This is a genomic window from Candidatus Palauibacter sp., from assembly GCF_965261555.1.
In the GTDB taxonomy this organism is placed as follows: domain Bacteria; phylum Gemmatimonadota; class Gemmatimonadetes; order Palauibacterales; family Palauibacteraceae; genus Palauibacter.
The window spans coordinates 2,164,995-2,188,323 of record NZ_OZ253465.1 but is presented as its reverse complement, the minus strand read 5'-3'; the positions used below and the strand labels follow the sequence as shown (position 1 = coordinate 2,188,323).

At 70.2% G+C, this 23,329-nt stretch carries 21 protein-coding genes; 9 read left to right on the top strand and 12 right to left on the bottom strand.

The window, feature by feature from the left end; genetic code table 11:
* Positions 1-4 precede the first annotated feature (4 nt).
* From ACQY5G_RS09490 to trpC, 11 genes are all read right to left on the bottom strand, one after another.
* On the bottom strand, positions 5-2,407 hold the full coding sequence (locus ACQY5G_RS09490; RefSeq protein WP_428104176.1) for a choice-of-anchor B family protein: 2,403 nt from the start codon (positions 2,405-2,407) through the stop codon (positions 5-7).
* Complete coding sequence (gene trpA, locus ACQY5G_RS09485) at positions 2,404-3,219, bottom strand: tryptophan synthase subunit alpha (protein ID WP_428104174.1); 816 nt, start codon at positions 3,217-3,219, stop codon at positions 2,404-2,406. Before trpA ends, ACQY5G_RS09490 begins: the two co-directional genes overlap by 4 nt.
* Complete coding sequence (locus tag ACQY5G_RS09480) at positions 3,216-5,273, bottom strand: S9 family peptidase (RefSeq protein ID WP_428104171.1); 2,058 nt, start codon at positions 5,271-5,273, stop codon at positions 3,216-3,218. Before ACQY5G_RS09480 ends, trpA begins: the two co-directional genes overlap by 4 nt.
* A gap of 93 nt (positions 5,274-5,366) precedes the next feature.
* Positions 5,367-6,263, bottom strand: coding sequence for an arginase (gene rocF / locus ACQY5G_RS09475; RefSeq protein ID WP_428104168.1), 897 nt, complete (start codon positions 6,261-6,263; stop codon positions 5,367-5,369).
* Between the two features lie 11 nt (positions 6,264-6,274).
* Positions 6,275-7,540, bottom strand: coding sequence for an amino acid ABC transporter substrate-binding protein (locus tag ACQY5G_RS09470; protein ID WP_428104166.1), 1,266 nt, complete (start codon positions 7,538-7,540; stop codon positions 6,275-6,277).
* A gap of 43 nt (positions 7,541-7,583) precedes the next feature.
* Positions 7,584-8,258, bottom strand: a complete 675-nt coding sequence (locus ACQY5G_RS09465) for a VOC family protein (protein ID WP_428104164.1) — start codon at positions 8,256-8,258, stop codon at positions 7,584-7,586.
* 11 nt (positions 8,259-8,269) lie between these two features.
* Positions 8,270-8,458 (bottom strand): hypothetical protein, encoded by a 189-nt coding sequence (locus ACQY5G_RS09460; protein ID WP_428104162.1) that lies wholly within the window; start codon positions 8,456-8,458, stop codon positions 8,270-8,272.
* 135 nt (positions 8,459-8,593) lie between these two features.
* Positions 8,594-8,812: a hypothetical protein gene (locus ACQY5G_RS09455; protein ID WP_428104160.1), complete on the bottom strand. Its 219-nt coding sequence runs from the start codon at positions 8,810-8,812 to the stop codon at positions 8,594-8,596.
* 2 nt (positions 8,813-8,814) lie between these two features.
* Positions 8,815-10,035 carry a tryptophan synthase subunit beta gene (trpB, locus tag ACQY5G_RS09450; protein ID WP_428104158.1) on the bottom strand — a complete coding sequence of 407 codons (1,221 nt, stop codon included), beginning with the start codon at positions 10,033-10,035 and terminating at the stop codon, positions 8,815-8,817.
* Complete coding sequence (locus tag ACQY5G_RS09445) at positions 10,032-10,661, bottom strand: phosphoribosylanthranilate isomerase (RefSeq protein WP_428104155.1); 630 nt, start codon at positions 10,659-10,661, stop codon at positions 10,032-10,034. Before ACQY5G_RS09445 ends, trpB begins: the two co-directional genes overlap by 4 nt.
* Positions 10,658-11,506, bottom strand: coding sequence for an indole-3-glycerol phosphate synthase TrpC (gene trpC / locus ACQY5G_RS09440; protein ID WP_428104153.1), 849 nt, complete (start codon positions 11,504-11,506; stop codon positions 10,658-10,660). The genes ACQY5G_RS09445 and trpC overlap by 4 nt, the downstream gene beginning before the upstream one ends.
* Positions 11,507-11,680: 174 nt before the next feature.
* Here trpC and lexA point away from each other — a divergent pair, with 174 nt between their 5' ends.
* The 3 genes from lexA (at position 11,681) to ACQY5G_RS09425 (ending at position 16,126) form a co-directional block, all read left to right on the top strand.
* Positions 11,681-12,289: a transcriptional repressor LexA gene (lexA, locus tag ACQY5G_RS09435; protein WP_428104151.1), complete on the top strand. Its 609-nt coding sequence runs from the start codon at positions 11,681-11,683 to the stop codon at positions 12,287-12,289.
* A gap of 420 nt (positions 12,290-12,709) precedes the next feature.
* Positions 12,710-15,751, top strand: coding sequence for an Ig-like domain-containing protein (locus ACQY5G_RS09430; protein ID WP_428104148.1), 3,042 nt, complete (start codon positions 12,710-12,712; stop codon positions 15,749-15,751).
* An 81-nt stretch (positions 15,752-15,832) separates the two neighbouring features.
* Positions 15,833-16,126 carry a ferritin-like domain-containing protein gene (locus tag ACQY5G_RS09425; protein ID WP_428104145.1) on the top strand — a complete coding sequence of 98 codons (294 nt, stop codon included), beginning with the start codon at positions 15,833-15,835 and terminating at the stop codon, positions 16,124-16,126.
* A 37-nt stretch (positions 16,127-16,163) separates the two neighbouring features.
* Here the strand turns inward: ACQY5G_RS09425 and trpD are convergent, their stop codons facing one another.
* Positions 16,164-17,177: an anthranilate phosphoribosyltransferase gene (trpD, locus tag ACQY5G_RS09420; RefSeq protein ID WP_428104143.1), complete on the bottom strand. Its 1,014-nt coding sequence runs from the start codon at positions 17,175-17,177 to the stop codon at positions 16,164-16,166.
* Between the two features lie 52 nt (positions 17,178-17,229).
* On the opposite strand from trpD, the gene truA reads away from it, so the two are divergent.
* The 6 genes from truA (at position 17,230) to purQ (ending at position 23,302) form a co-directional block, all read left to right on the top strand.
* Positions 17,230-18,048, top strand: a complete 819-nt coding sequence (truA, locus tag ACQY5G_RS09415) for a tRNA pseudouridine(38-40) synthase TruA (protein ID WP_428104141.1) — start codon at positions 17,230-17,232, stop codon at positions 18,046-18,048.
* A gap of 127 nt (positions 18,049-18,175) precedes the next feature.
* Complete coding sequence (locus ACQY5G_RS09410) at positions 18,176-19,675, top strand: trypsin-like peptidase domain-containing protein (RefSeq protein ID WP_428104138.1); 1,500 nt, start codon at positions 18,176-18,178, stop codon at positions 19,673-19,675.
* A 107-nt stretch (positions 19,676-19,782) separates the two neighbouring features.
* The gene (purB, locus tag ACQY5G_RS09405; RefSeq protein WP_428104137.1) at positions 19,783-21,213 is read left to right on the top strand and encodes an adenylosuccinate lyase; all 1,431 of its coding nucleotides are present in this window, start codon (positions 19,783-19,785) and stop codon (positions 21,211-21,213) included.
* Positions 21,214-21,289: 76 nt separating this feature from the next.
* Positions 21,290-22,243 (top strand): phosphoribosylaminoimidazolesuccinocarboxamide synthase, encoded by a 954-nt coding sequence (locus ACQY5G_RS09400; protein WP_428104134.1) that lies wholly within the window; start codon positions 21,290-21,292, stop codon positions 22,241-22,243.
* Positions 22,240-22,497 (top strand): phosphoribosylformylglycinamidine synthase subunit PurS, encoded by a 258-nt coding sequence (purS, locus tag ACQY5G_RS09395; RefSeq protein ID WP_428104132.1) that lies wholly within the window; start codon positions 22,240-22,242, stop codon positions 22,495-22,497. Before ACQY5G_RS09400 ends, purS begins: the two co-directional genes overlap by 4 nt.
* A 16-nt stretch (positions 22,498-22,513) precedes the next feature.
* Complete coding sequence (gene purQ, locus ACQY5G_RS09390; RefSeq protein ID WP_428104130.1) at positions 22,514-23,302, top strand: phosphoribosylformylglycinamidine synthase subunit PurQ; 789 nt, start codon at positions 22,514-22,516, stop codon at positions 23,300-23,302.
* Positions 23,303-23,329: the final 27 nt, after the last annotated feature.

Sequence of the window (23,329 nt, the reverse complement as noted above, 5' to 3'; positions counted from 1 at the left end):
GCCGTCAGGGGACGAGTTCGGTCCGCCTCGGTTTGAGGAGGAATACGCCCTCGAGCATGCTCGTCACGACCACGGTCCCGCTCTCGAAGTAGGGGAACGCGGTCCACGCCCCGTTGAAACCGGGAGGATCGGCTCCGTAGGGCGTGGTGTCAAAATACCCGACTTCCCGCAGGTTTTCGGGGTCGCTGATGTCGATGACGCGGAAGCCGGCCTGGTAGTTGGCCTGGTACATCCGGTCGCCCTTCACGTAGAGATTGTGGTCCGTCGCGTTGTTGGGTCCGTAGTAGTCCGCGATCACGACCGGGTCATCGAGATCCGTCACGTCCCACACGATCGTCTTCGTCCGGTCCGTCGTGCCGACGAGTTCGTCGAGTTCGTCGTCGAGGAAGAAGTAGCGCCGGTCGTCGCTCAGCCACCCCTGGTGGATGTAGGCGACGCCGGGGTACGCCGCGGCCGAGATCGGGCGCGGGTTCGACTTGTCGGTGACGTCGACGATCCGGAGCGCGGTCTCGTTCGACGCGAAACACAGCTCCCGGCCCCGGTAGTCCGCGTCGGGCCCGTCGTACACGAGGCACTGTGCGTCGTGCGTCCGCCCCTGGAAGATGAGCCCCTCGGTATCCGTGTAGCAGCCGGCGAACTCGGGCGCGAGCGGCTCGCGAATGTCGATCATCACGAGGCCGCCGCCGCAGGTGTGCCCGTCCCCGCTCGTGGAGACGGTGAAGGCGGTGCCCGCGCCGGTGTCGATGATGAGGTTGTGGGCGCTCCCGATCCCATCCCAGCGGAGGTCGGGCTCGAATGCCACGGGGGGATTCGCGACTTCGCGCAGGCGGGTGAGATCGAAGACGACGAGGCCGTGTGCGCCGGCCCCATCCCCGGTGAAGAAGAGGTGGTCGGCGTAGACCTTGAGGTCGCGGGCGCCGCTGCGGTTCGCGGGGATGACGCCGAGATACACGGGGTTCACGGCGTCGGTGACGTCGACGATCGCGGCCCCGCCGGAACGGCCGACGAGGCCGTACTCGCGGCCCGTCTCGGGATCCGTCCAGCCCCACGCGTCGCTCACGCGCTCCCCGGGTTCGGCGCCGATCGAGGCGAGGGGGAGGTAGGACTGGAGGTCGACGTCCGCGCAGTCGAAGCCCGCGGCGCGATCGTCCTCGCAGCGCACCTCGGCCGATGTCACCGCGGCGGGCGGGACCCCGGGGCGCAGCCAGACCGGCCCCGACCAGGAGCCGTCCTCCGCGGCCTCGTAGACGGCAGCGAGCCCCGCGCTCCCCTCGGATGCGGGGCTGCCGATCACGGCGAGGCCGGAGCGGAGGGCCACGGCGGACCCGAAGCCCGCGACGAGCGCCGCGCCCTCGGGCGAGAAGGCGTGGGCCGCGCGCCATTCACCGGTCGCGTTCGCGCGGGTGAAGGCGTCGACCCGGCCCCGGCCGTCCTCCGCCCCCGGCGCTCCGACGATCAGTTCGTCTCCGGCGGCGGCGAGCGCGGTCCCGAAGCGCTGGCCCGGCCCCGGATCGCCCGGGCGCAGCGTCGCCGCCTCGGCCCAGTCGCCCCCCGCCCCGCGGGCGAAGAGCACGACCCGGCCGACCGATCCATCCGCAGAGGGCGCACCCACGGCGAGTTCGTCATCGCCGACGAAGAGGACGCTGGAACCCAGGCCGGCGCCCCCGCCCAGCGCGGACGCTTCGAGCGCCGCGGCCCGGCTCCACGTCCCGTCGGCCCCGCGCACGAACAGGTACACCGTGCCCGAACCTCCCTGTCCCGGCGCCCCGACCGCCGCCAGCCCCCCGCGGACCGCCATTGCCGCTCCGTACCGGGCGTTCGCCCGCAGCTCTCCGGCCTCCAGCGAGCCCGCGGCGCTCCACGTGCCGTCCGGCCCGCGCGCGTAGATCCGGACCACGGTCCCGGCGCCCTGTCCGCCCGGCCCGGAGACGAGCGCCACATCTCCGTCGGCCGCGACGACGCGCGCGGGCGGCTGCAGGATCGCCATCACGCGGCCCATGCTCATCTCTTCGGGAGCCGCGGCGGCTTCCGCGCTGAGCGGCAGGACGCCCGACTCCGCCCAGGCGCCGTCCGTCCCGCGCGCGAACCCGTACGCGCCGATCATCACCTGAGGATCCCCGCTCGCCGCGAGGAATCCGCCCTCCACCGGCGCCATGGTGCGGCCGAACGACTCCCCGAGGAGCGAACCCTCCGACCACACCTCCTGGACGTGCGACCAGCCGCTCCCGTCCCTTTCGAACACGAGCACCGAGGCGGGCCCCCGGCCGAACTCGGGTTTGAGGACGAGGATCTCGTCCGCCGCCGGCGCCCAGACCGCGGCCCCGAACCCGTCCTGCGCCGCCACCGATCCGACGCTGGCGCACGCGAACAGCGCAACCACTACGACGTGCGGCGAGCGAATCATCATTCCGCCTTCCTGCATGAGTCGTTTTTATGCACGGCCGCGGCGAGGGCGGCGGACAGCTCTCCGAACGCACCCTCGCCGCGGCCCAGCGCGGCGATGAGCGCGGACCCCACGACGACGCCGTCCGCCATGCCCGCGACCGCGGCGGCCTGCTCCGGGGTGGAGATCCCGAACCCCACGGCCACCGGCAGCCGCACCATCTTCCGAAGCCCTCTCACCTGGTCCTCGAGCGAGGCGTCCAGCGCCTTCCGCGCGCCCGTCACGCCGAGGCGGGAGATGTAGTACAGGAACCCCGAGGCGTGACCGAGGATGGTCTCGAGCCGCGCCCCCGGCGTGGTGGGGGCCGCGAGGGGGATGAGGTCGAGCGCGCCGGCAGCCAGCCGCCGCTCCAGCGCCGGGTGCGAGCCCACGGGCAGGTCGGTGACGAGGAGCCCCGCCGCCCCCGCGGCCTCCGCCCGCGCCAGGAAACGCTCCACTCCCATGCGGAGAATCGGATTCAGGTACGAGAAGACGACCACCGGCGGCAGGTCGGCCGACATTTCCGCCAGCTGATCGAGCGCCGACTCGACCGTGACCCCCTCCTCCAGCGCGCGCCAACTCGCGGTCTGGATCGTCGGCCCGTCCGCGAGCGGATCGCTGAACGGGATCCCCAGTTCGATGATGTCCGCGCCGTCCGCCGCCAGCCGCTCCAGCAGACGCGGCGTGTCTGCCGGCCGCGGGAAACCGCTGGACAGAAAGGGGATGAACGCCGTGCGCTCGCCGAACGCATCCTCGATCCGCCCACGCGTGCCCGCCACCCCGCCCGGCAGGCTCAAGAGCCGTCGTCCTCCTCGTCCTCCGTCGTGACCGACGCGCGGTGCGTCCCCCACTGCTCGAACCACTTCCTCAGGTAGAGCTGCGTGCGCAGGAAGTTCGACGGACGCGAACTCGTCCCGTGCCACTCCCCCTGGAAGCGCACCATGACCGTCGGCACGCCCTCATAGTGAAGCGCCTGGTAGAACTCCTCCGTCTGACCCATGGGCGTCCGCAGATCCATCTCCCCCGTCATCAGCATCGTCGGCGTCGTCACGTTCCCGACGTAGAAGATGGACGACCGATCCATCCACTCCTCCGGGTCTTCCCAGAAGGGCTGCTCGAAGGTGCGCAGATAGCCGATGGCGTCGGACGTCCCCATCGCGGACATCCAGTTCACGATCGGACAGTTCGCCGAGGCGGCCCGGAAACGGTCCGTGTTCCCCACGATATACGACGTGAGGATGCCGCCGCCCGAGCACCCGTACACGAAGAGGTTGTCCCCGTCCACGTATCCGCGCCGCAGCATCTCGTCGACGCCGCCCATGAGGTCCGGAAAGTCCGCGCCCGGATAGTCGTGGTTGATCGCGTTCGCGAATGCCGTCCCGTATCCCGTACTTCCCCGCGGGTTCGTGTAGAGGACGACGTAGTCGTTCGAGGCGTGTTCCTGGAAGGCGAAGTTGAACCCGCCGTTGTACATGCTGTGGGGCCCGCCGTGGATCGCGAGCATGAGCGGATACTCGCGACTCGGGTCGAAGTCGGGCGGCTTCACGATCCAGCCCTGGATCCGGAAGCCGTCGGTCGACTCGTACCAGACCTCCTCCACCTCGCCGAGGGTCACGCCGTGGAGCACGTCCGCGTTGACCTCCGTAAGGCGGGTGACCTCGCCCGGATCCGAGAGGGAGAACCGGTAGAGGTCGCCGGGCTCGTGGTCCGTGGAGATCGTGCCCACCGCGGTGCCGTCCTCCGCGAAGGAGGAGAGGGAGAAGAGATGCGCCCCCTCGGTGAGCTGCGTGACGCCGCCGTCGACGGAGACGAAGTGGAGCTGCCGGTACCCTTCCCGGTTCACGTTGAAGTAGAGGCCGCTTCCGTCGGGCGCCCACTGGAAGCCGCCGGACTGCCGGTCATAGTCCCCCGAGATGAGCCGCGAGCCGGACCCGTCCCGGTTCATCACGTGGATTCTGCCGTTCCGGTACGTGTCGCGGTGCTCGTCCCCCACGCTGTACGCGATGAGGCGGCCGTCCGGCGAGGGAACGGGTCCCGAGTCGGAGCCGCGCCGGTCCGTGAGCTGGCGAATCGCGCCGGACGCCACGGAGACCGCGTAGATCTCCGACTCCTGCCAGTGCTCCGGCCGGTCCCAGTCGGGAACACGATAGGACGAGAAGTAGATCTCGCTCCCGTCGGGGCTCCAGGCGATCCCGCCGTGGTTCCAGTCCCCCGTCGTGAGCTGGCGGGCGGAGCCTCCGTCGGCGGGCACGACGAACACATGCGTCCAGCCGGTGTCGACGTATCCCTGGCGGTCGCGCTTGTAGCCGGCGCGTTCGACGATCTTCGGCCCGGTCGTCCACGTCGCCCCGTCCGGCCGCGAGGGGAGGTCGACGCCGGCGAAGTCCGCGCGGTCGTTCACCCGGCTCGTGAAGGCGATCCACTCTCCGTCGGGCGACCAGCGGGGAGAGGACGGGCCGTTCTCGAGGCGGGTGACCTGGCTCGTCGCGCCCTCTTCGTCCATCCAGCGCACGAAGATCTGGCTCCCGGAGGGCTCGCCCGCCGCCGTGAAGAGGATGCGCGTGCCGTCGGGGGACCAGCGCGCCCCGCCGCCGTCGACGAGCGCCCGCTTCCGGGTGCCGTCCGCGTTCATCATGTAGAGGGACGACTCGCGGCGGTCGTTGACCTTGTCCACCCAGCCGCGGGTGTAGACGATCCTCGATCCGTCCGGCGAGATCCGGGGGTTGGAGACCGACTCCATCTCCATGTAGTGGTCGAGCGACAGCCGGCGGGTCTGGGCCGCCGCGTCCGCGGCGAGCACTCCGGCGGCGATGGCTGTCAACAGGGCGGCGCTTCCGAACTTCGTCTTCATCCTTCGCTCCTTCGGCTTCGTAACCGGCCCGGGGTGGAACCTGTTAGTATCGGAGATCCGCGAAGGAGCGGCCACCCGGCCGGCGGCGATGAGCTAGAGGATGGCGGCGCCGAGGGCGGAGGCGACGATGCCGACGCCGAGTTCGGCCGTCTGGTTGCGGTCGTCGAGGACCGGGTTGAGTTCGACGAGATCGAGGCTCAGCAGCTTTCCCGAGTGCGCGGCCTTCTCGCACACCAGGTGCCCTTCGCGGTAGGTGAGGCCCCCGCGCACAGGCGTCCCCACGCCCGGAGCGATCCGCGGATCGAGCGCATCGAGGTCAAACGAGAGGTGGAAACCGGCCGTCTCGGCATTGGCGCGTTCCAGCGCCTCGTCCATGCATGGACCCACGCCGCGCTCGTCGATCTCCGACATCGTGAATACGCGGACGCCGATTTCCCGGATCAGACGCTTTTCGCCGGCATCGAGAGACCGGGCCCCGAGGACGCTCGCGTTCTCGGGACGGACGCTCGCCCGACCGTGCGTCAATCGCGGTTCTCCGTGCCCCAGCAGCACGGCCAGCGACATCCCGTGGATGTTGCCGCTGGGCGTGGTGTCGGGGCGGTTCATGTCCGCGTGGGCGTCCACCCATATGACCCCGACGGACGCCCCCCGGGGCCGGTGGTGGTCGGCCAACGCCGCAACGGACCCGATCGAGAGCGAATGGTCTCCGCCAAGCACGAGCGGCGTGCAGCCCTGGTCAAGACCTGTGCGGACCAGGGCCCGGGTCCGCTCGGTGACATCCGCGACCTCATCGAGAAAACGCAGCTCGCTCTCGCCGGCCTCGCTGGTCTCCAGCCCTCCGGCAGTCAGCGTGCCCAGCTCCGTGACACGGTGGCCGATGGCTTCGATCTCCCGGCTGATCCCGGCGATGCGCAGAGCGGAGGGTCCCATGTCCACGCCCCGGCGTCCGGCGCCGAGGTCGATGGAGACGGAGATCAGCGCGATGTCCATCGGGCCCGCCTTCAGCGCATGTAGCAGGGGACCGCGTTGGCGGCGGCCCACGGGTGGACGATCCGGAGGGCGAGCCCGCCGGCGCCGTCGTCCTGCCACTGGACCTGCAGCCCCTTGAGCCCGCGCTGGGCTCCGGCCTCCGCGTCGTCGATGGGGGCGACCTCGTACGGACCCGCGATGGTCCCGGTCCGGGCCGAGAACAGGAAGTCGCGGAGCGCGGCGCGGTCGGGGCCACCCGTCCCGGAGATCGCCTGATCGAGCCCTTCGGCCATGAGTTCGACGGCCGCGAAGCCGCCCGCCGCGTGGTAGCCCGGCGTCTTTCCGTGTGCCGCCTCGTAGCGGCGGACGAAGGTCTCGTTGTCCGCGATGAACCCCGCGGTCTGGATGGCCGGATGCCACGGCGCGTTGCCGGCGACGCACCGCGCGGCCTGTCCCACCTCTTCGGCGAACCGCGGCTGACCGGGCCCGAGGAGCAGGCTCATGAGGACCGGCCTGTAGCCCACGGCCGGCGCGGCGGCGGCGAAGCCGGCGGCGTCCGCGGTGTAGCCGCCGCCGACGAAGAGATCCGCGCCGGCGTCCCGCGCCGCGGCGGCGATCGCCTCGTGGTCGGCCGCTCCGACGTCATAGGACCGGTCCAGCACGATCTCCAGCCCGTGGCGCCGGACCGCTTCGCGCACGCCCTCGACCACCGATGCCGGAAACGCGGAGTTCTCGTACACGATCGCCACGGTCTGCGCCCCGCCGAACACTGCCACCTCCACGGAACCCTGCAGGTAGGTCGGTCCCGGCGTCAGCAACTGGATGCTCCATTGCCGCTGCCGTTCCGCCCAGATCGAGGGCGCCGCCGCCATGGGCGCCACCGTCGGCACGCCCGCGGCCTCGGTGACGGCGAGGACCGCCTCCGTGATCGGGCTGCTGAAGGGTCCCAGAAGGGCATCGACGGCGCCGGATGCGATGAATCCGGCGTACAGGCGCGCGCTCGCCTGGGCGTCGCTCCCGTCGTCACGGATCTCCAGTTGCACCGTCCGGCCGCGAATCCCCCCGTTCTCGTTCAGGATCTCGACGGCGAGACGATACCCGCGCACGACTTCCGTCCCCTCCGCGCTGTGCCGCCCGCTCTCGGCGATGGCCGCCGCCAGCGTGATCGGCGCCCCGTCGTCCGACGGTGGCCCGGTGGGGTCCTCCGGGTCGTCCACGCACCCGGTCGCCGCCAGAAGCAGGGCCGCAAGAACGCTCCGGACCGGGAGGGTCCGGGCCGCTCGATTCATATGATTCATCGATGGAACTCCGTTATCGGGATTCAAATCGGGATTCGGATGTTCAACGCAACTCCACTTCGTCGCCGCCCGGGGCGACGATCCCGGCGACGAGCGCGGGCTCCGGCCCCTCGTCCACTTCGAGCGCCAGATCCAGCGACTCGAGGGTGGATCGTACCGCGGCGGGGTCCGGGTGTTCGGCCCGGAACGAGATCAGCCGCCCGCCCGCCGGCGTGGCGCGGGCCGGGTGCGGCGTCGTTCCCCAGTCGATGAAGAAAGGTACGAGACCGTCGTGGAGGACGGCCGTGAAGGCCGTGATCTCCCAGCTCAGCTCGCTGCCGTCCGGCCGAAGCCGGGAGCCGGGCCGCACCGGCCCCAGCGGCACGCCCCGGCTCGACGCCCGCGCGACGAGCGCCTCGAGGTCGGACCCGCGGGCGGCCCACGTGACGAGCCGGGGCTCGGCGAGTCCTTCGATCCCGAACGGAAGCGGCTCGTCGCGGGGCGGGGCTTCGGGATCCGGGCCGAGGATCTCGAGATAGACGTCACCCCCGAGCGAGAGGAGGTGGTTGGCGGTGCCGAGGTTCGCGTGGCGGCCGCCGAACGCGGCTTCGACGCCGAGCCGGTCGGCCACCCACGCCACCCCTTCCTCGAGGTCGGCGGTCCCCAGGAGCAGATGGTCGAGATTCGCCGGGACGGACGGGACGCCCGGTCGGCGCTGCAGCGGTGTCGGCGGGAGCATGGCCAATTCCGTCAGCCTCCCTCGTCTTCGAGTTCGACGCCGAGTCCGTCGGCGATCCGGTTCACGAACGCATAGTAGGCGGTGACCGCGCAGATATCGTGGATCGCTCGATCATCGAAACCGTGCGCCTTCAATCCGTCGACCGCGGCTGCGTGCTCCTCGCCCGGCGCGAGCGTCAGCCGCGCGGCATAGTCGAGCATCGCCCGATCGGCCTCGTCCAGTTCGACCGTCGCGTGGTCCGTCGCGAGTGCGGCGATCAGGCGTTCGTTCTCATCGGAACCGCTTGCGCCGGCGACCTCGAGCAGACGACGGAGACCCTCTCCGTGATGGACAATTCAGTAACGGCAGGCGTTGAGCCCCGACACGACGACCGCGATCATCTCCCTCTGAATCCGGGAGAGGGGGCCCGGGCCGTACATGAGTTCGCGGTAGAGGTCGTAGTGGAGCCGGATGACGCGGCTGTGGACGCCGTGAATGCGGATGATGTTGTCGTCGTCCGGGACGCGGTCCTCCTCGGGGATGCCCACCGGATCCGGATATTCGATGAAGGCCACGGTCAGCGCCCGCCGGAGCCGGGTTCGCCATCGGCCGCAAGGATGCGGGCGACCTCCTCCACATCCTTGTCGCCCCGCCCGCTGAGACAGATGACGACGCGCCTCCCCGCCCAGCGCGCGGCTTCCCGCCGCAGCCCCGCCAGCGCGTGGGCGCTTTCGAGCGCGGGGATCAGCCCCTCCAGCCGGCAGAGGTCCCGGAAGGCGGAGAGCGCCTCCTCATCCGTCACCGATTCGTAGCGGACCTGTCCCGTCTCCTTGAGCCACGAGTGCTCCGGGCCGACGCCGGGATAGTCGAGTCCGGCGGAGACGGAATGGGCGGGAATCACCTGGCCGTCTTCGTCCTGAAGCAGGTAGCTGTAGTTGCCGTGGAGGACCCCGGGCTCGCCGGCCGTGAGCGAGGCGGAGTGTCGGCCGGTCTCGACGCCGTGCCCCGCCGCCTCGACGCCGACGAGGGCGACGCGCGACTCGGCGGACACCTCGCGGTTGCGCTCGATGAAGGGGGTGAAGATGCCGATCGCGTTGGAGCCGCCGCCGACGCAGGCGAAGACGGCATCCGGCTGCACGCCGTGCCCGACGAGTTGCCGGACCGTCTCGTCGCCGATGACGCGCTGAAAGTCCCGGACGAGTTCCGGATAGGGCGCAGGGCCCACGACGGAGCCGATGATGTAATGCGTCGTGTCCACGTTCGTGACCCAGTCGCGGATCGCCTCGTTCGTCGCGTCCTTGAGCGTCCGGCTCCCGCTCGAGACCGGGATGACCTCGGCCCCCAGCATCTCCATGCGCTCGACGTTGAGGGCCTGCCGGCGCATGTCCTCCTCGCCCATGTAGACGGCGCACTCGAAGTCGAGCGCCGCGCAGGCGGTGGCCGTCGCCACGCCGTGCTGGCCCGCGCCGGTCTCCGCGATGATCCGGGCCTTGTTCATCCGCTTCGCGAGCAGCGCCTGGCCGACCGTGTTGTTGATCTTGTGGGCGCCCGTGTGGTTGAGGTCCTCGCGCTTCAGCCACAGGTCGAGTCCGAGATCCGCCCCCAGGCGCGGCGCGCGGTAGAGTGGCGTGGGCCGTCCCACGTAGTGCGCGAGGCCGGCCTCGAGGGCCTCCCGGAAGGAGGGATCGTCGCGGGCCTCGGCCCACGCCGCCGTGAGTTCGTCGAGCGCGGGGATCAGCGTCTCGGGCACGAACTGCCCGCCGAAGTCGCCGAACCAGCCGGGGGCCGGGCTGCTCATTTCGCTTCGGCGAGGAATTCGAGGATGAGGTCGATCGACTTCTCCCCCGGAGCCCGCTCGACGCCCGAGGAGACATCGACGATGTCCGGACGCACGTCGCGGATCGCCCGCGCCACGTTCGCCGCTTTCAGCCCGCCCGCGAGCGCGAGCGCACACCCGTTCCGCGCCAGCTCCGACAGCCACTCGTACGGGAAGGCGGTCCCGGTGCCTCCGGGCCCGCGCGGCGAGAACCCCTCCAAGAGGATCGCGTCCGCCGCCTCCCGGTACTCGTCCCACCCTCGGACCAGAGCGTCGCTCGACGTGGGCCGGAGACCCTTCCAGACATCCAGCCCCTCGCCCCGCAGGCGGTCGCAGACTTCGGGCGGCTCCTCGCCGGCGAGCTGGGCGACGTGGAACCCCGCGGCGTCCCGTTTCCGGAGGATCTCCGCCGGTCCCGCGTCGAGGAATACGCCCACGGCGCGTGTGCCGCCCTCGAGCGCCCCCACGACCGCGGCGGCTTCCTCGGCCGTGACCTCCCTCACGCGGCCGGCGAACACGACGCCCACGTAGTCCGCTCCGGCGCGAGACGTCACCGTGGCGTGCCGCGGCTCCCGGAGACCGCAGATCTTCACCCCGACCCGTCTCATGGGGCTCCGTCGTCGACCGCTGCGTCGGCGCCGACCGACTGCATCCGGTCGCTCCGGGGCCGCCGGGGGTGGCCGACGAGCGCCTCGACCCCCGCCGCCGGATCGCCCGCCATCAGCCAGCCGCCGACGAGCACCGCGTCCGCCCCCGCGGCGCCCGCCGCCGCCGCGTCCTCCGCGGACCGGATCCCGCTCTCCGCCACGGCCACGACATCGGACGGAAGCTCCTCGATCAGGCTCAGCGAGCGCTCGAGGTCCACCTCGAAGGTCGCGAGGTCCCGCGCGTTCACGCCGACGATCCGGGCCCCGGCTTCGAGCGCCCGCCCCATCTCCTCCTCGTCGTGCGCCTCCACGAGCGCCCCGAGACCGAGTTCGGCCGAGAGTTCGAGCAGTTCGCGAAGCCGGGCGTCGCCGAGCGCGCGCACGATGAGCAGGACCGCATCCGCGCCGGCGGCCCGCGCCTCGTACAACTGGACGCGATCCAGCGTGAAATCCTTGCGGAGGACGGGGACTCCCACGGCGTCCTTCGCCGACCTCAGATCGTCCAGCGAGCCGCCGAAGTAGCGTTCATCGGTGAGGACCGAAATCGCGGCCGCCCCCCCGGCGGCGTACACGCTCGCCACGCCCGCCGCCTGGGCGTACGGATTGATGTCGCCGGCGGAGGGAGAGCGGCGCTTGAACTCCGCGACGACGGCGACTTCCCCGGGTCGGCGCAGCGACGCTTCGAAACCGCGCGGGGGCGCGGCTTCATCCGCCTGCGCGCGAATCGCGCTCCGGAACAGCTGGAGGCGCGCGACCTCTTCCCGCTTCGCCGCGAGGATTTCCTCGAGAATCGTGTCGGATGCCATGGGCGCCAAGCTGCGACCGTCCGTATCCCGCCGCAAAAAACCCCGGCGGCCGCGCGGGTTCGCGTGGAAGCTTGCGCTTCGGTTCGTGTTCGGGTATCTTCGGTAATCCTTCGGTCCACCGCAACAGTTCGCGGCGGGTCACGCAATGCGGAAGCGCGGGCGGAGTGAGAAACGATGGCGCTTACGAAGCGGCAGCGCGAGATGCTCGACTTCATCGAGGGCTTCATACGGTTCCGCGGGTACTCTCCGAGCTTCGAGGAGATCGCGGAGGAGTTCGGCTACCGCTCGCTCGCGACGGTGCACGAACACCTAGAGAACCTGCAGACGAAGGGATATATCCGGAAAAACTACAATGAGAGTCGATCGGTCGAACTGGTGGAGGGAAAGCTCCAGGTCGCCGCAGTCGAACTGCCGCTTTACGGCAACGTGGCGGCGGGTCAGCCCATAGAGGTCATCGAGGAGCAGGAGACGGTCTCCGTTCCCGAAGACATGATCGCCGGTTCCCTGAGCGAACACTACGTGCTGCGGGTCCGCGGCGATTCGATGATCGACGAACAGATCCGCGATGGCGACTACGTCATCGTCCAGTCGCGGGAGACGGCGCACAACGGCGAAATGGTCATCGCGCTCGTCGATGGCGAGAACGCCACCATGAAGAAGATCTACCTGGAGCACGGACGGATTCGGCTTCAGCCCGCGAATCCGGCGCTCACGCCGATGTACCTGCACCCATCGCAGGTCACCGTCCAGGGCGTCGTGATCGGAGTCATTCGGCGCTACTGACGCCCGGACGAAACAACCCTACTGCAGTTGACGGAGGACCGCTCTCGACTCCCCGAGAGTTCCCGTCCCGACGGCCACCCACCTCCCACAAAAAACCGTCGGGGCGGAGGTTCCCGTCTCCGAAATCGACACGCCCGCCAGCAACCCGGCTGATTTGTGCCCCGACAGCTTCACGGGCCACCTCCCTGCGGTCGCGGTGGCGTGCCGGAAGGCGATTTCCGGCCGATTGAACGGACAACATCCCGAATTATCGCTGAAATATCGTCAAAATACGGCCCCCTGTCGCCCAGTGATCGCACATGAACGGCTATATGGTTATAGTTAGGGCGTTCGTGGCTCTTGGGCCAGCGCAACCACACACAGGAGGCTCGATGCCGACCGGCTAGCCCGGGGCCGCAGGCACAAGAAGGAGGCTCTTCTATGAGGACGGAAGGCTCAGGCCGCGGGATTGGCGGTCCCGCCCGCGTCGCGTCGTGCGTGGGGGCCCTCCTCTTCGTCGTCTCATGCGGCGGCGGCGACACGAGCGCGCCGCAACCGACGCCTCCCCCGCCGACTCCGCAGGCGCCCGTGGCCGTGCGGGTCACGCTGGACCCGGAGATGGTCACCGTCGTGGCGGGGGACACGGTGCGCGTGACCGCCCGCGTCCTCAACGACCGGGCGCAGCCGATCTCCGGCGCGGCGGTGACGTGGACGAGCAGCGATCCAACGATCGCGACCGTCAACGCGACGGGACTCGTGACCGGCCTGAAGGAGGGCAACGCGAGCCTGACCGCTGCGTCGGGGCCGGTCTCGACGGCCGCCCCGGTGGCGGTGCACAGCCCGGATCGCGCGGCCCTCATGGACATCTACGCGGGGACGCTCGGCGCCGACTGGACCGACAACGCCAACTGGTCGTCCGAGGAGGCGGTGGGCAGCTGGTACGGCGTGACCGCGGACGCGAACTCGCGCGTGACCACGCTCGACCTGAGCGAGAACAACCTGAACGGTCAGCTTCCGGCGAACCTGGGCGATATGGCCTTCCTCACCGAGCTGATCCTGGAGGGTAACGAGGAGCTTTCGGGTCCGATCCCCCAGTCCCTCTCGGAGTTGGGCCTACAGACGCTGCGATACGGCGGCACGATGCTGTGCACGGTGAGAGACGAGGGGTTCCGGGCGTGGCTGAACGCCATTCCGGCACGGGACGGCGAGTTCATCGCCTGCAACGAGGAACGGTCGGACCTCATGAAGCTCTACGACGCCATGGGCGGAAAGAGCTGGACGAACTCGGACAACTGGGGGACCGACGCGCCGCTCCGGACCTGGCACGGCATCGCGGTCGATTCGACCACGGGGAGGGTCACGGCCATCAACCTGAACCGCAACAACCTTTCGGGAGAGATTCCTCCCGAGATCACACGGTTCCCCCACCTGCAACGGCTTCGTCTGGACCACAACCGCATCGACGGCGAGATCCCGCCGTATATCGGAGAACTCACGGAACTGCGGCGGATGGACGTCGATGGCAACAACTTCAGGGGCGGCATCCCGCCCGAGATCGGGAAGCTCGAGAATCTCGAGATACTCTGGATGGGCGGGAACCAGATGAGCGGCCCCATCCCGCCGGAACTGGGGAACCTCGCCGGCATCGAGGAAATCCATCTGTACGACGCCCGGTTCGACGGTTCCGTTCCGGAGGAGTTCGGGTCGTTGACGGAACTCCGCAGGCTGAATTTGAGGGACAACGAACTCGACGGCCCCCTGCCACCGGAGCTCGGCGGCGCAAAGGCGCTCGTTTCCCTGCTGCTCCAGAGGAACGATGGCCTTGCAGGCCCTCTACCCGAAAACCTGACTTCGCTGAGCGGACTCAGGGAGTTGATCGCGGAGGAGACCGGTCTCTGCATGCCCTCGACCCCGGCCTTTCGGGCCTGGCTTGCCGCATCGCTCTACAAGTACCGCATTGAACGCTGCGACAGGGTGCAGCAGCAGGCGCACTACTGGGCGCAACTCATCCAGACGATACAGTCGCCCTGGCACCCGGTCCCGCTCGTGGCCGGCGAAGGCGCGCTCCTCCGCGTCTTCGTCAAGTCCGCGGCCCGGACGACCGAGAAGATTCCGCCGGTTCGGGCCACGTTCTTCGTCGATGGCGTGGAGACTCACACGGTGAACATCCCCGCCGGCTCGTCGGCGATCCCGACATGGGAACACGACGCGTTCGAAGACCTGGAGCTGTCGGCGAACGCCGAAATCCCGGCCGACGTGATCCGGCCGGGGCTCGAGATGGTCGTCGAGGTCGACCCCGACGGGACCCTGAGTGCCGCGCTCCATTCACCCACGCGTCTCCCACGCGAGGGGCGCGCGGCCATCGAGGTGAGAGACGTGCCGCCCTTCCGGGTGACCCTGGTCCCGCTCGTGTGGACCGGCGACGACAGGACGGATGCGGTGGAGTTCGTCTCGGGCGCGGAGCCGGAGGACGAGATCTTCTGGCAAACGAAACACCTGCTCCCGATCGCCTCCTTCGACATCGCAAGACACGAAAGCGTAAGTGTCGACTCGAACAATCTCTACGACCTCCTCGCCGACATCCAGCGCCTGCGGGTGATGGAGGCCGGTGTCGGAAACTGGATGGGCATCATCCCGACCACCGCCTTCGCCAGAGGCATCGGCAGCATCCCCGGCGGCGAAGACCTGGGGAAGGAGAGCGTCGTGAGGCTGGATCCGGATCTGCACAGCGTCGCGGAAACCATCGCGCACGAGTTCGGACACAACTTCAGCCTGAGGCACGCCGGTTGCGGGGATCCGGCAAACGTGGACCCGAGCTTCCCCAGTTCGGGCGGGTACGTGGACGTCTGGGGATTCGACCCCCGCGACGGCGAGGTCGTCCCCCCCGGCCGGCCGGACCTGATGACGTACTGCGACCCCACCTGGGTCAGCGATTACCACTTCTCGAACGCGATTCGCTGGCGGATGCAGGACACGCTCGAAATCGACGCCGAGAGAACGCCGGCCGCCACCCGGGTGCTCCTCGTGTCCGGCGGTGTCTCGGCCGACGGGCGCATCCACCTCGACCCCGCCTTCGTGATCGACGCGCCGCCGGTCGTACCGCGGTTCGCCGGTCCGTACACCCTGTCCGGCCGGCGTGCCGATGGAACCGGGCTGTTCTCGCTGAGCTTCGAGATGGTGGAGCTTGCGGACGCCGGCGGGGGGGCCCGATTCACCGTTGCGCTTCCCGTGCAGGCCGATTGGGCTGCGGAACTGGCAAGCCTCTCGCTCTCCGGGCCGGCCGGCACCGTCGAGATGACGGAGGGAAGCGAACCTCCGCTTGCGATCCTGCGCGATCCGGGAACCGGACGGGTCAGGGCCGTATTCCGCGACCTGCCGACGGGTCCGCTCGCTCACGGCGCGGCGGATGCGCGCGCCCCCGAGCCCGGCCTTCAGATCCTGGTGAGCAGCGGGCTCCCCGGCGCGGCCGCCTGGAGACGCTGAGCCGGCGCAAAAGGAGAACATTTTGACCAGGGAAGAACTGAGCTGTCGCAGTTTTTCCTGACCGAAGTCGCCGACGAGCAGATGCACGCGCAGTTCCTCGCCAACAAGATCGTCTCGCTCGGGGGCAAGCCCACGACCGCGCCGCGCCCCGTCTCGCTGCCCGACGGCAACCGGGCGATGCTCGAAGCCGTGGCGGCCGCCGAGAAGCGCGCCGTCAGGGCTACACGACGCGGGCGCGGGAAGCCGAGGCGTACGGAGACAAGGGGCTCGCCGTGCAGCTCGAGGACTTCGTCCGCGACGAGAGCAACCACTTGGAAGAGACCGAGCGAATCCTCCGCGACTGGCCCGCGTAGGTCGACTGGCCCGCGTAGGTGAGAAACACCCGGATCCGGTGGGTACAGGCGGATCGCAATTACCTTGTCGGTTGAAACGCTTGCAGGGATTGGACTTGTGCTTCTGCGGCGCCCGAATCGATGGATTGCTCCGCAGCGGCGACGCCGGCCTCCAGGGTGTCCACGGCGCCGGCGACCCAGAAGGCGGCGGCCGCGTTGAGCACGACGGCCGCGCGGCCGGCTCCGGCTTCGCGGCCGCCGATGACGCGCCGGACCCGTTCGGCGTTCTCCTCCGGCTCGCCTCCCGCCAGATCGGAGGGCGCGTACTCCGGCCAGCCGAAGTCGGACGGCGCGACCTCGAATTCGGAGAGCGTCCCGTCCTCGACACGGAAGACCCGGGTCGGGCCGAGCGGGCTCAGTTCGTCCATGCCCGGCTCGCCGTGGACGACGAGCGCGCGCTCGTGGCCGAGTTCGAGGAGGGTGTCGGCGACGAGGCGCTGAAGAGCGGGGTGCGCGACGCCGACGACCTGCCGGCGCACGCCCGCCGGATTCGCGAGCGGTCCGAGCAGGTTCATGATCGTCGTCACGCCGAGCGCGGCGCGGACCGGGCCGACGTGCCGCATGGCCGGATGGTGCGCCGGCGCGAACATGAACACGAACCCCGTCTCTTCGAAGATCCGCTTCTCGTCTTCGGGAGGAAGCTCAATGGGGATGTTGAGGATCTCGAGCACGTCGGCGCTGCCGCACTTCGAGGTGAACGAACGGTTTCCGTGCTTCGCGATACGGACGCCTCCGGCCGCCGCGACGATGGAGGCCGCGGTCGAGATGTTGAACGTGGTCAGCGTGCCGCCGCCGGTCCCGCAGGTGTCGACGATGCGGTCATCGTCCAGGGCGAGCGGCACCATGGCCTTCCGCAGCGCGCGGACCCCGCCGGCGACCTCGGAGGGCGTCTCCCCGCGCATCCTGAGCGCCGCAAGGAGCGCGGCCATCTCGGGCTGCGTTGCCTCGCCGCTCATGAAGCGGTCGAAGGCGGCTTCGGCGGCGGCGGCATCCAGGGTCTCCCCGGAGAGGACGCGCCGGATCGTGTTCGTCACCTCGATTCCTCCTGGTTTCCCTTCGTCGGCCGGAAGTCGCTAATCTTCGCGCATGTCGGATTCCACGGCCCCACCGGCCCGTTTCCGGGCCACGATCGAGTACGATGGGACGTCGTTCCACGGATCCCAACTACAGCCCGGGGTGCGCACCGTCCAGCGCGAGGTGGAGGAGGCGCTCGGGAAACTCTTCGATCGGCCCGTCCGAATCGACCTCGCCGGCCGCACCGACGCCGGGGTTCACGCGACGGCGCAGGAGATCGCGTTCGGCCCGCCCCCCGGCTGGAGTCCCGAGGAACTGGCCCGGGCGCTCGGGGCCAATCTTCCCGACGACGTCGCCGTCCGGAAGGTGAGTCACGCTGCGCATGATTTCCATCCGCGCTTCGGCGCGGAGCGGCGGCGTTACCGGTACGTGATCGCGGAAGGGGGCCGGAGGCGGCCGTTCCTGCGCGACCGCGCCTGGATCCCGAAGTGGCCGCTCGACGGCGACGCGCTCGCCCGGCTGGCGGCGGCCATCCCCGGGGAACGGTCATTCGAGCGGTTCGCCCGCGCCGGGCAACCCGAGCGGGGGACGCGCTGCCGGGTCGCGAGCGCCGCCTGGCGCTTCGACCATCCCCCCTTCTTCTTCTTCGAGATCGTCGCCGACCGCTTCCTCCACCACATGGTGCGCTACCTGGTGGGGACTTCCGTGGAAATCGCCGCGGGGCGCCGCCCGTTCGAGGACTTCGAGCGACTGCTGGCGGGAGAAGCCGCATCGCGACCGGTCTTCCCCGCCCCACCCGGCGGGCTCTACCTGACGGGCGTGCGCTACGGCGGCGAATGGAATTCCGGCCCCGGGATCCCGTGGCTCCCGGCCGAGGCGCATCGAAGGTGAACCCTCGGGGGTCGTTTGGCGTACAGTTATCGTGTGGGCCATCGCCCGCGTGGCGGCGTGCCGTCCAAGCCTGCGGCGTGCCGCCCAAGGCTGAAGATCTCACGAGCAAACCGAGGTGGCGGAGTCGATGAACGAGGGAAATCGGGTCAGGAGAATACTGGCGTCGGCCGCGCGCGTGTTCGTCGCGGCCACGGTCCTGATCTTTGCCGGCCTCGGGGTGGGGGCGCTCGTCACCACGCTCGGCAACGGGCCTCCGCAGCCGGAGGAGAGCCGGCCGGCGGACAACCCGTTCGCCCGCACCTCCCTGGCGGACCCGGCGCGCCGGACCGCTCCCCAGTCGGCGGCCGAGATCTCGGGAGCGCGCCGGACGCCCACGGTCATCGCCGCGGTCCGCGTGCTCCCCTCCGTCGTGAGCCTTCGGACGGAGCGGACCGTCCAGTCGCTGGACATGCTCGATCGCTTCTTCAACCGCCGCGGCCGTTCCCGGGTCGAGGCCGGCCTGGGTTCCGGATTCGCCATCGATGACGCGGGCACGATCATCACGAACGCGCACGTCGTGAGCGGAGCGGACCGTATCGAGGTCGTGGACCGCGACGGACAGCGGTTCGAGGCCGAAGTCGTCGGCTTCGACGAACTCACCGACCTCGCCGTCGTGAGGGTCCCTCCCAACCGGGTGCCCGCGGCTCCGCTGGGCACGTCCTCGAACCTCCTCATCGGAGAGCCCGCGGTGGCGCTGGGGAACCCGTCGGGCTACGCCCTCCGCAACACCGAGGCGACCGTCACCTCGGGCGTCGTCAGCGGCGTGGGGCGCGACATCCAGGCGGCGGGCGGCCAGGAGGTGCTCTACGCCGACATGATCCAGACGGACGCATCGATCAACCCGGGCAACTCGGGCGGCCCGCTGGCGAACGCGGATGGCGACGTCATCGGCGTGAACAGTTCGATCTTCTCGCGCTCCGGGGGATCGGAGGGGATGGGCTTCGCGATCCCCATCGACCGGGCGCTCGTCGTCGCCTCCGAACTCCTCCAGTTCGGGCGCGTGCGCCGGCCCTGGGCGGGACTGCAGGTGCTCACGGACCGGCCCGACCCCGAATCCGTCTTCGGCCGGCCGCTCGTCGTCGAGGTCCTGGACGGGACGCCGGCGGCCGACGCGGGACTGCGGGCGGGGGACGAGATCGTGACCCTCAACGGGCGGGTCATCAACCACGATCTCGACTGGCAGGTGGGACTCGTGGACGCCGGCGTGGGATCGACGGTGGACGTGACCTTCCAGCGGGGGGGAAGCGAACTCCAGGCGCGATTCCGGCTGGACGAGGTGCCGACGGGGCGGGCCGAGCGGATCGAGGTGCTCGCGGGGCTCCGGCTGATCACGGTCACGCAGCAGATCCAGCAGGAACTCAACCTCCGGGTCGACGCCGGCGCGCTCATCGCCTCCGTCGGCGAGGAGGCCCGCGGGACGAGGCTCCGCGAGGGCGACGTCATCCTCAGCATCAACCGCAACGAGGTGCGCTCCGCCGAGGACGCGGGCGAACTCTTCGAGTACTACGCGTCCCGCGACGGTTCGGTGCAGCTCTACATCGCGCGCGGGACGGAGATCGGATACCTCCAGCCCTTCCGCGTCCGCTGACGACCGTCCCGGGGCTTTCACGCGGGACCGTCATCCGCTAGACTGCGACCTTACGGCGACCGAGGTCGCCCCGGGTGGGCCGCTGGCTGGATTGGACTGCGCGCCTGATGGCGGAACGTCACTACCCACATCCTCTCATCGACCGCTACGCCTCGGGCGAGATGGCGGCGATATTCTCCCCTCGCATGCAGGCGCTCGTCTGGCGCGACCTGTGGATTGCGCTCGCCGAGGAGGAGCGCGCGCTCGGCGTCGAGATTCCCAACGACGCGATCGTCGCGATGCACGCGGCGCGCGAGCAGATCGACCTCGACCGGATCGCCGTCATCGAGCGCGACCTCCGCCACGACGTGATGGCGCACGTCCATCACTTCGGCGAGGTCGCCCCGGAGGCCCGGAAGTACATCCACCTCGGCGCGACGAGCGCCTTCGTCGGCGACAACCACGGCCTCATCCAGCACCGGCAGGGTCTCGACATCGTGCGCGACCGGCTCCTGGGGACGATCGAGGACCTCGCGGCCTTCGCCCGCGAGCAGGCCGCCGAGCCGACGCTCGGCTACACGCACCTCCAGCCGGCCCAGCCGACGACGATCGGGAAGCGCGCCTGCCTCTGGCTCCAGGACCTCCTCTTCGACCTCGAGCAGATCGAGGCCGTCCGCGCGGAACTCCGCTTCCGGGGCGCGCGGGGCACGACGGGGACGGAGGCGACGTTCCTCGAGCTGTTCGACGGGGACGGCGGGAAAGTCGACCGGCTCAACGAGCGGCTCGCGGCGCGCTTCGGCTTCGCCAGCACGTACGATGTGATCGGCCAGACGTACCCGCGGAAGGTCGACCACCGGGCGCTCGCCGCGCTCGCCGGCATCGGCGCCTCGACGGCCCGGTTCGGACACGACATCCGGATCCTGCAGGCCTTCGGCGAGATCGAGGAACCGTTCGGGAAACACCAGATCGGCTCGTCCGCGATGCCGTACAAGCGCAACCCCATGCGGAGCGAGCGGATCTGTGCGCTGGCGCGGCACCTCTGCACGCTGGAACTCGACGCGTCGTGGACCGCCTCCGTCCAGTGGTTCGAGCGCACGCTCGACGACTCCGCGAACCGCCGCATCTCGCTCCCCGAAGGCTACCTGTCGGCGGACGCGCTCCTCATCCTCGCGCGCAACGTGAGCGCGGGGCTCGTCGTCCACCCGGCCGTCGTGGCGCGCCGGCTGGGCCGGGCCCTCCCCTTCATGGTCACCGAGGAGATCCTCATCGCGGGCGTGCGGGGGGGCGGCGACCGGCAGGACCTGCACGAACGGGTGCGGGGACACGCGCTCGCCGCGCGCGAACGGCTCGACAACGGCGCGGAGGACAACGACTTCTTCGCGCGGATCGCCGCCGATGGCGCCTTTGGACTCGGCATGGAGGATCTCCGCGCGCTCGCCGACCCGCACCGGCTCGTCGGCCGCTCCGCCCGCCAGGTCGAGCGCTTCCTGACCGCAAGGATCGACCCGCTGTTCGAGGCCGCGGACGCGCCGCGGCCCGCCGAGGAGGTCCGCGTATGACGCCGCGCCCCTTCGGGAACGCGACCGGACCCGGACTCGAACCCGTGATCCCCGAAAGGACACTCGAAAGGACACCATGACACAGACCACGCTCGGCGCGAACGCGCCGGCCGCGCTCCACGAGATCGACCTGCCGCTGCCGCTTCTCCGCAAGGGGAAGGTGCGCTCGATGTACGACCTCGACGACCGGATCCTGATGGTCGCCAGCGACCGCATCAGCGCCTTCGACTGCGTGATCCCGAACCCGATCCCCCACAAGGGGGCCGTGCTCACCCAGCTCTCCGCCTTCTGGTTCGACCGGACGGCGGACATCGTGAACAACCACCGCGTCGCCAGCGCCCCCACGGCCATCGCCGAGGCGGCCCCGGATCTCGCCGGCATCGCCGACAGCCTGGGACACCGCGCCATGCTGGTCGAGAAGGCGCAGCCCCTCCCCGTCGAGTGCATCGTGCGCGGCTTCATCTCCGGCTCCGCGTGGAAGGAGTACAGCCGCCACGGGACGCTCGCGGGCGAACCTCTCCCGGAGGGCCTGCGGGAGTCGGAGGAATACCCGGAGCCGATCTTCTCGCCCTCGACGAAGGCCGAGCAGGGGCTCCACGACGAGAACATCACCTTCGCGCAGATGTGCGACATCGTGGGGACGGAACTCGCGACGGAACTGCGCGACATCAGCCTCGCGCTCTACGCCGCGGGCCGCGACACGCTCCGCGAGCGGGGCATCATCCTCGCCGACACGAAGTACGAGTTCGGGCGCGGGGCGGACGGGGGAATCATCCTCATCGACGAGGTGATGACCCCCGATTCCTCCCGCTTCTGGCCCGCCGATTCGTACCGGATCGGAGGCGGCCAGCCTTCGCTCGACAAGCAGCCGGTGCGCGACCACCTGCAGGAGATCGTCGGGCGCGGAGAATGGGACAAGACGCCGCCGGCGCCCGCGCTCCCGGAGGAGGTCATCCGGACGACCTCGGAGCGCTACCTGGAGGCCTTCCGGCGCATCGCGGGCCATGAACTCTACGAGGCGCCCGCATGAGCCGGGTCTGGTCCGTGGATGTCCGGGTCACGCCGCGCGAGGGGATCCTCGATCCGGCGGGGGAGACGATCCGCCGCGCGCTCGGGAACCTGGGGTACGAGGGCGTCCACTCCGTGCGCGCCGGGCGGCTGATCCGTCTCGAGGTCGAAGCCGACGGGCCGGAGGCCGCGATGGCCTCCACGGAGAAGATGTGCGAGCAACTGATCGCGAACCCGATCATCGAAGACTACGTCGTGCGCGTGCGGGAGGGGTGAACGGATGGAGGCGGGGATGAACGTAGGGATCGTGCGGTTCCCGGGCTCGAACTGCGATGCGGACGTGTACCGGGCGGTGACGGACGGGCTGGGAGAGCGCGCCACCTATCTGTGGCACAAGTCGACGGACCTCGAGGGCGTGGACGTCGTCGTGCTGCCGGGCGGGTTCTCCTACGGGGACTACCTGAGGGCGGGGGCGATCGCCCGCTTCAGCCCGATCATGCGCGAGGTGATCGACTTCGCGCGCGCCGGAGGGCTCACGCTCGGGATCTGCAACGGATTCCAGGTGCTGTGCGAGGCGCACCTCCTGCCGGGGGCCCTCGTCCGGAACCGGAACCTCCGCTTCCGCTGTCATGACGTCGGGCTCCGCGTGGAGAACGCCGGGACGCCGTTCACGTCGGCCTACGGCGAGGGGGACCTGCTCCACATCCCGATCGCGCACGGCGAGGGCCAGTTCGTCGCGGAAGCCTCTACGCTCGACGAACTCGAGGCGGAAAACCGGGTCGTGTTCCGCTACGTCGACCGGCGCGGACAGGCGACGGACGCCGCGAACCCCAACGGCTCGGCGCGCAACATCGCCGGGATCGTGAACGCGGACGGGAACATCCTGGGGCTCATGCCGCACCCGGAGCGCCACTCGCTCTCCGTCCTCGGCAACACGGACGGACTCGCGGTGTTCCAGTCGCTGCTCGCCGCGGTGTCCCGCGGGAGGGACCACCCCGGCGACGGCCGAAGCGACGCTGCGCCGCCCGAAGCCCCGGAATTCGCGGCCGGAGCGGTGGCGGGGGCGGGGGTATCGGCGTGACGCGGGCCTCGCTCGAAGGCGTGGAGG

Bases quoted from the DNA above. Each gene is read 5' to 3' on its own strand.
- ACQY5G_RS09490 (WP_428104176.1), bottom strand. From the start codon at position 2,407: ATGATGATTCGCTCGCCGCACGTCGTAGTGGTTGCGCTGTTCGCGTGC.
- ACQY5G_RS09480 (WP_428104171.1), bottom strand. From the start codon at position 5,273: ATGAAGACGAAGTTCGGAAGCGCCGCCCTGTTGACAGCCATCGCCGCC.
- rocF (WP_428104168.1), bottom strand. From the start codon at position 6,263: ATGGACATCGCGCTGATCTCCGTCTCCATCGACCTCGGCGCCGGACGC.
- ACQY5G_RS09470 (WP_428104166.1), bottom strand. From the start codon at position 7,540: ATGAATCATATGAATCGAGCGGCCCGGACCCTCCCGGTCCGGAGCGTT.
- ACQY5G_RS09465 (WP_428104164.1), bottom strand. From the start codon at position 8,258: ATGCTCCCGCCGACACCGCTGCAGCGCCGACCGGGCGTCCCGTCCGTC.
- ACQY5G_RS09460 (WP_428104162.1), bottom strand. From the start codon at position 8,458: ATGCTCGACTATGCCGCGCGGCTGACGCTCGCGCCGGGCGAGGAGCAC.
- trpB (WP_428104158.1), bottom strand. From the start codon at position 10,035: ATGAGCAGCCCGGCCCCCGGCTGGTTCGGCGACTTCGGCGGGCAGTTC.
- ACQY5G_RS09445 (WP_428104155.1), bottom strand. From the start codon at position 10,661: ATGAGACGGGTCGGGGTGAAGATCTGCGGTCTCCGGGAGCCGCGGCAC.
- trpC (WP_428104153.1), bottom strand. From the start codon at position 11,506: ATGGCATCCGACACGATTCTCGAGGAAATCCTCGCGGCGAAGCGGGAA.
- lexA (WP_428104151.1), top strand. From the start codon at position 11,681: ATGGCGCTTACGAAGCGGCAGCGCGAGATGCTCGACTTCATCGAGGGC.
- ACQY5G_RS09430 (WP_428104148.1), top strand. From the start codon at position 12,710: ATGAGGACGGAAGGCTCAGGCCGCGGGATTGGCGGTCCCGCCCGCGTC.
- ACQY5G_RS09425 (WP_428104145.1), top strand. From the start codon at position 15,833: ATGCACGCGCAGTTCCTCGCCAACAAGATCGTCTCGCTCGGGGGCAAG.
- truA (WP_428104141.1), top strand. From the start codon at position 17,230: ATGTCGGATTCCACGGCCCCACCGGCCCGTTTCCGGGCCACGATCGAG.
- ACQY5G_RS09410 (WP_428104138.1), top strand. From the start codon at position 18,176: ATGAACGAGGGAAATCGGGTCAGGAGAATACTGGCGTCGGCCGCGCGC.
- purB (WP_428104137.1), top strand. From the start codon at position 19,783: ATGGCGGAACGTCACTACCCACATCCTCTCATCGACCGCTACGCCTCG.
- ACQY5G_RS09400 (WP_428104134.1), top strand. From the start codon at position 21,290: ATGACACAGACCACGCTCGGCGCGAACGCGCCGGCCGCGCTCCACGAG.
- purS (WP_428104132.1), top strand. From the start codon at position 22,240: ATGAGCCGGGTCTGGTCCGTGGATGTCCGGGTCACGCCGCGCGAGGGG.
- purQ (WP_428104130.1), top strand. From the start codon at position 22,514: ATGAACGTAGGGATCGTGCGGTTCCCGGGCTCGAACTGCGATGCGGAC.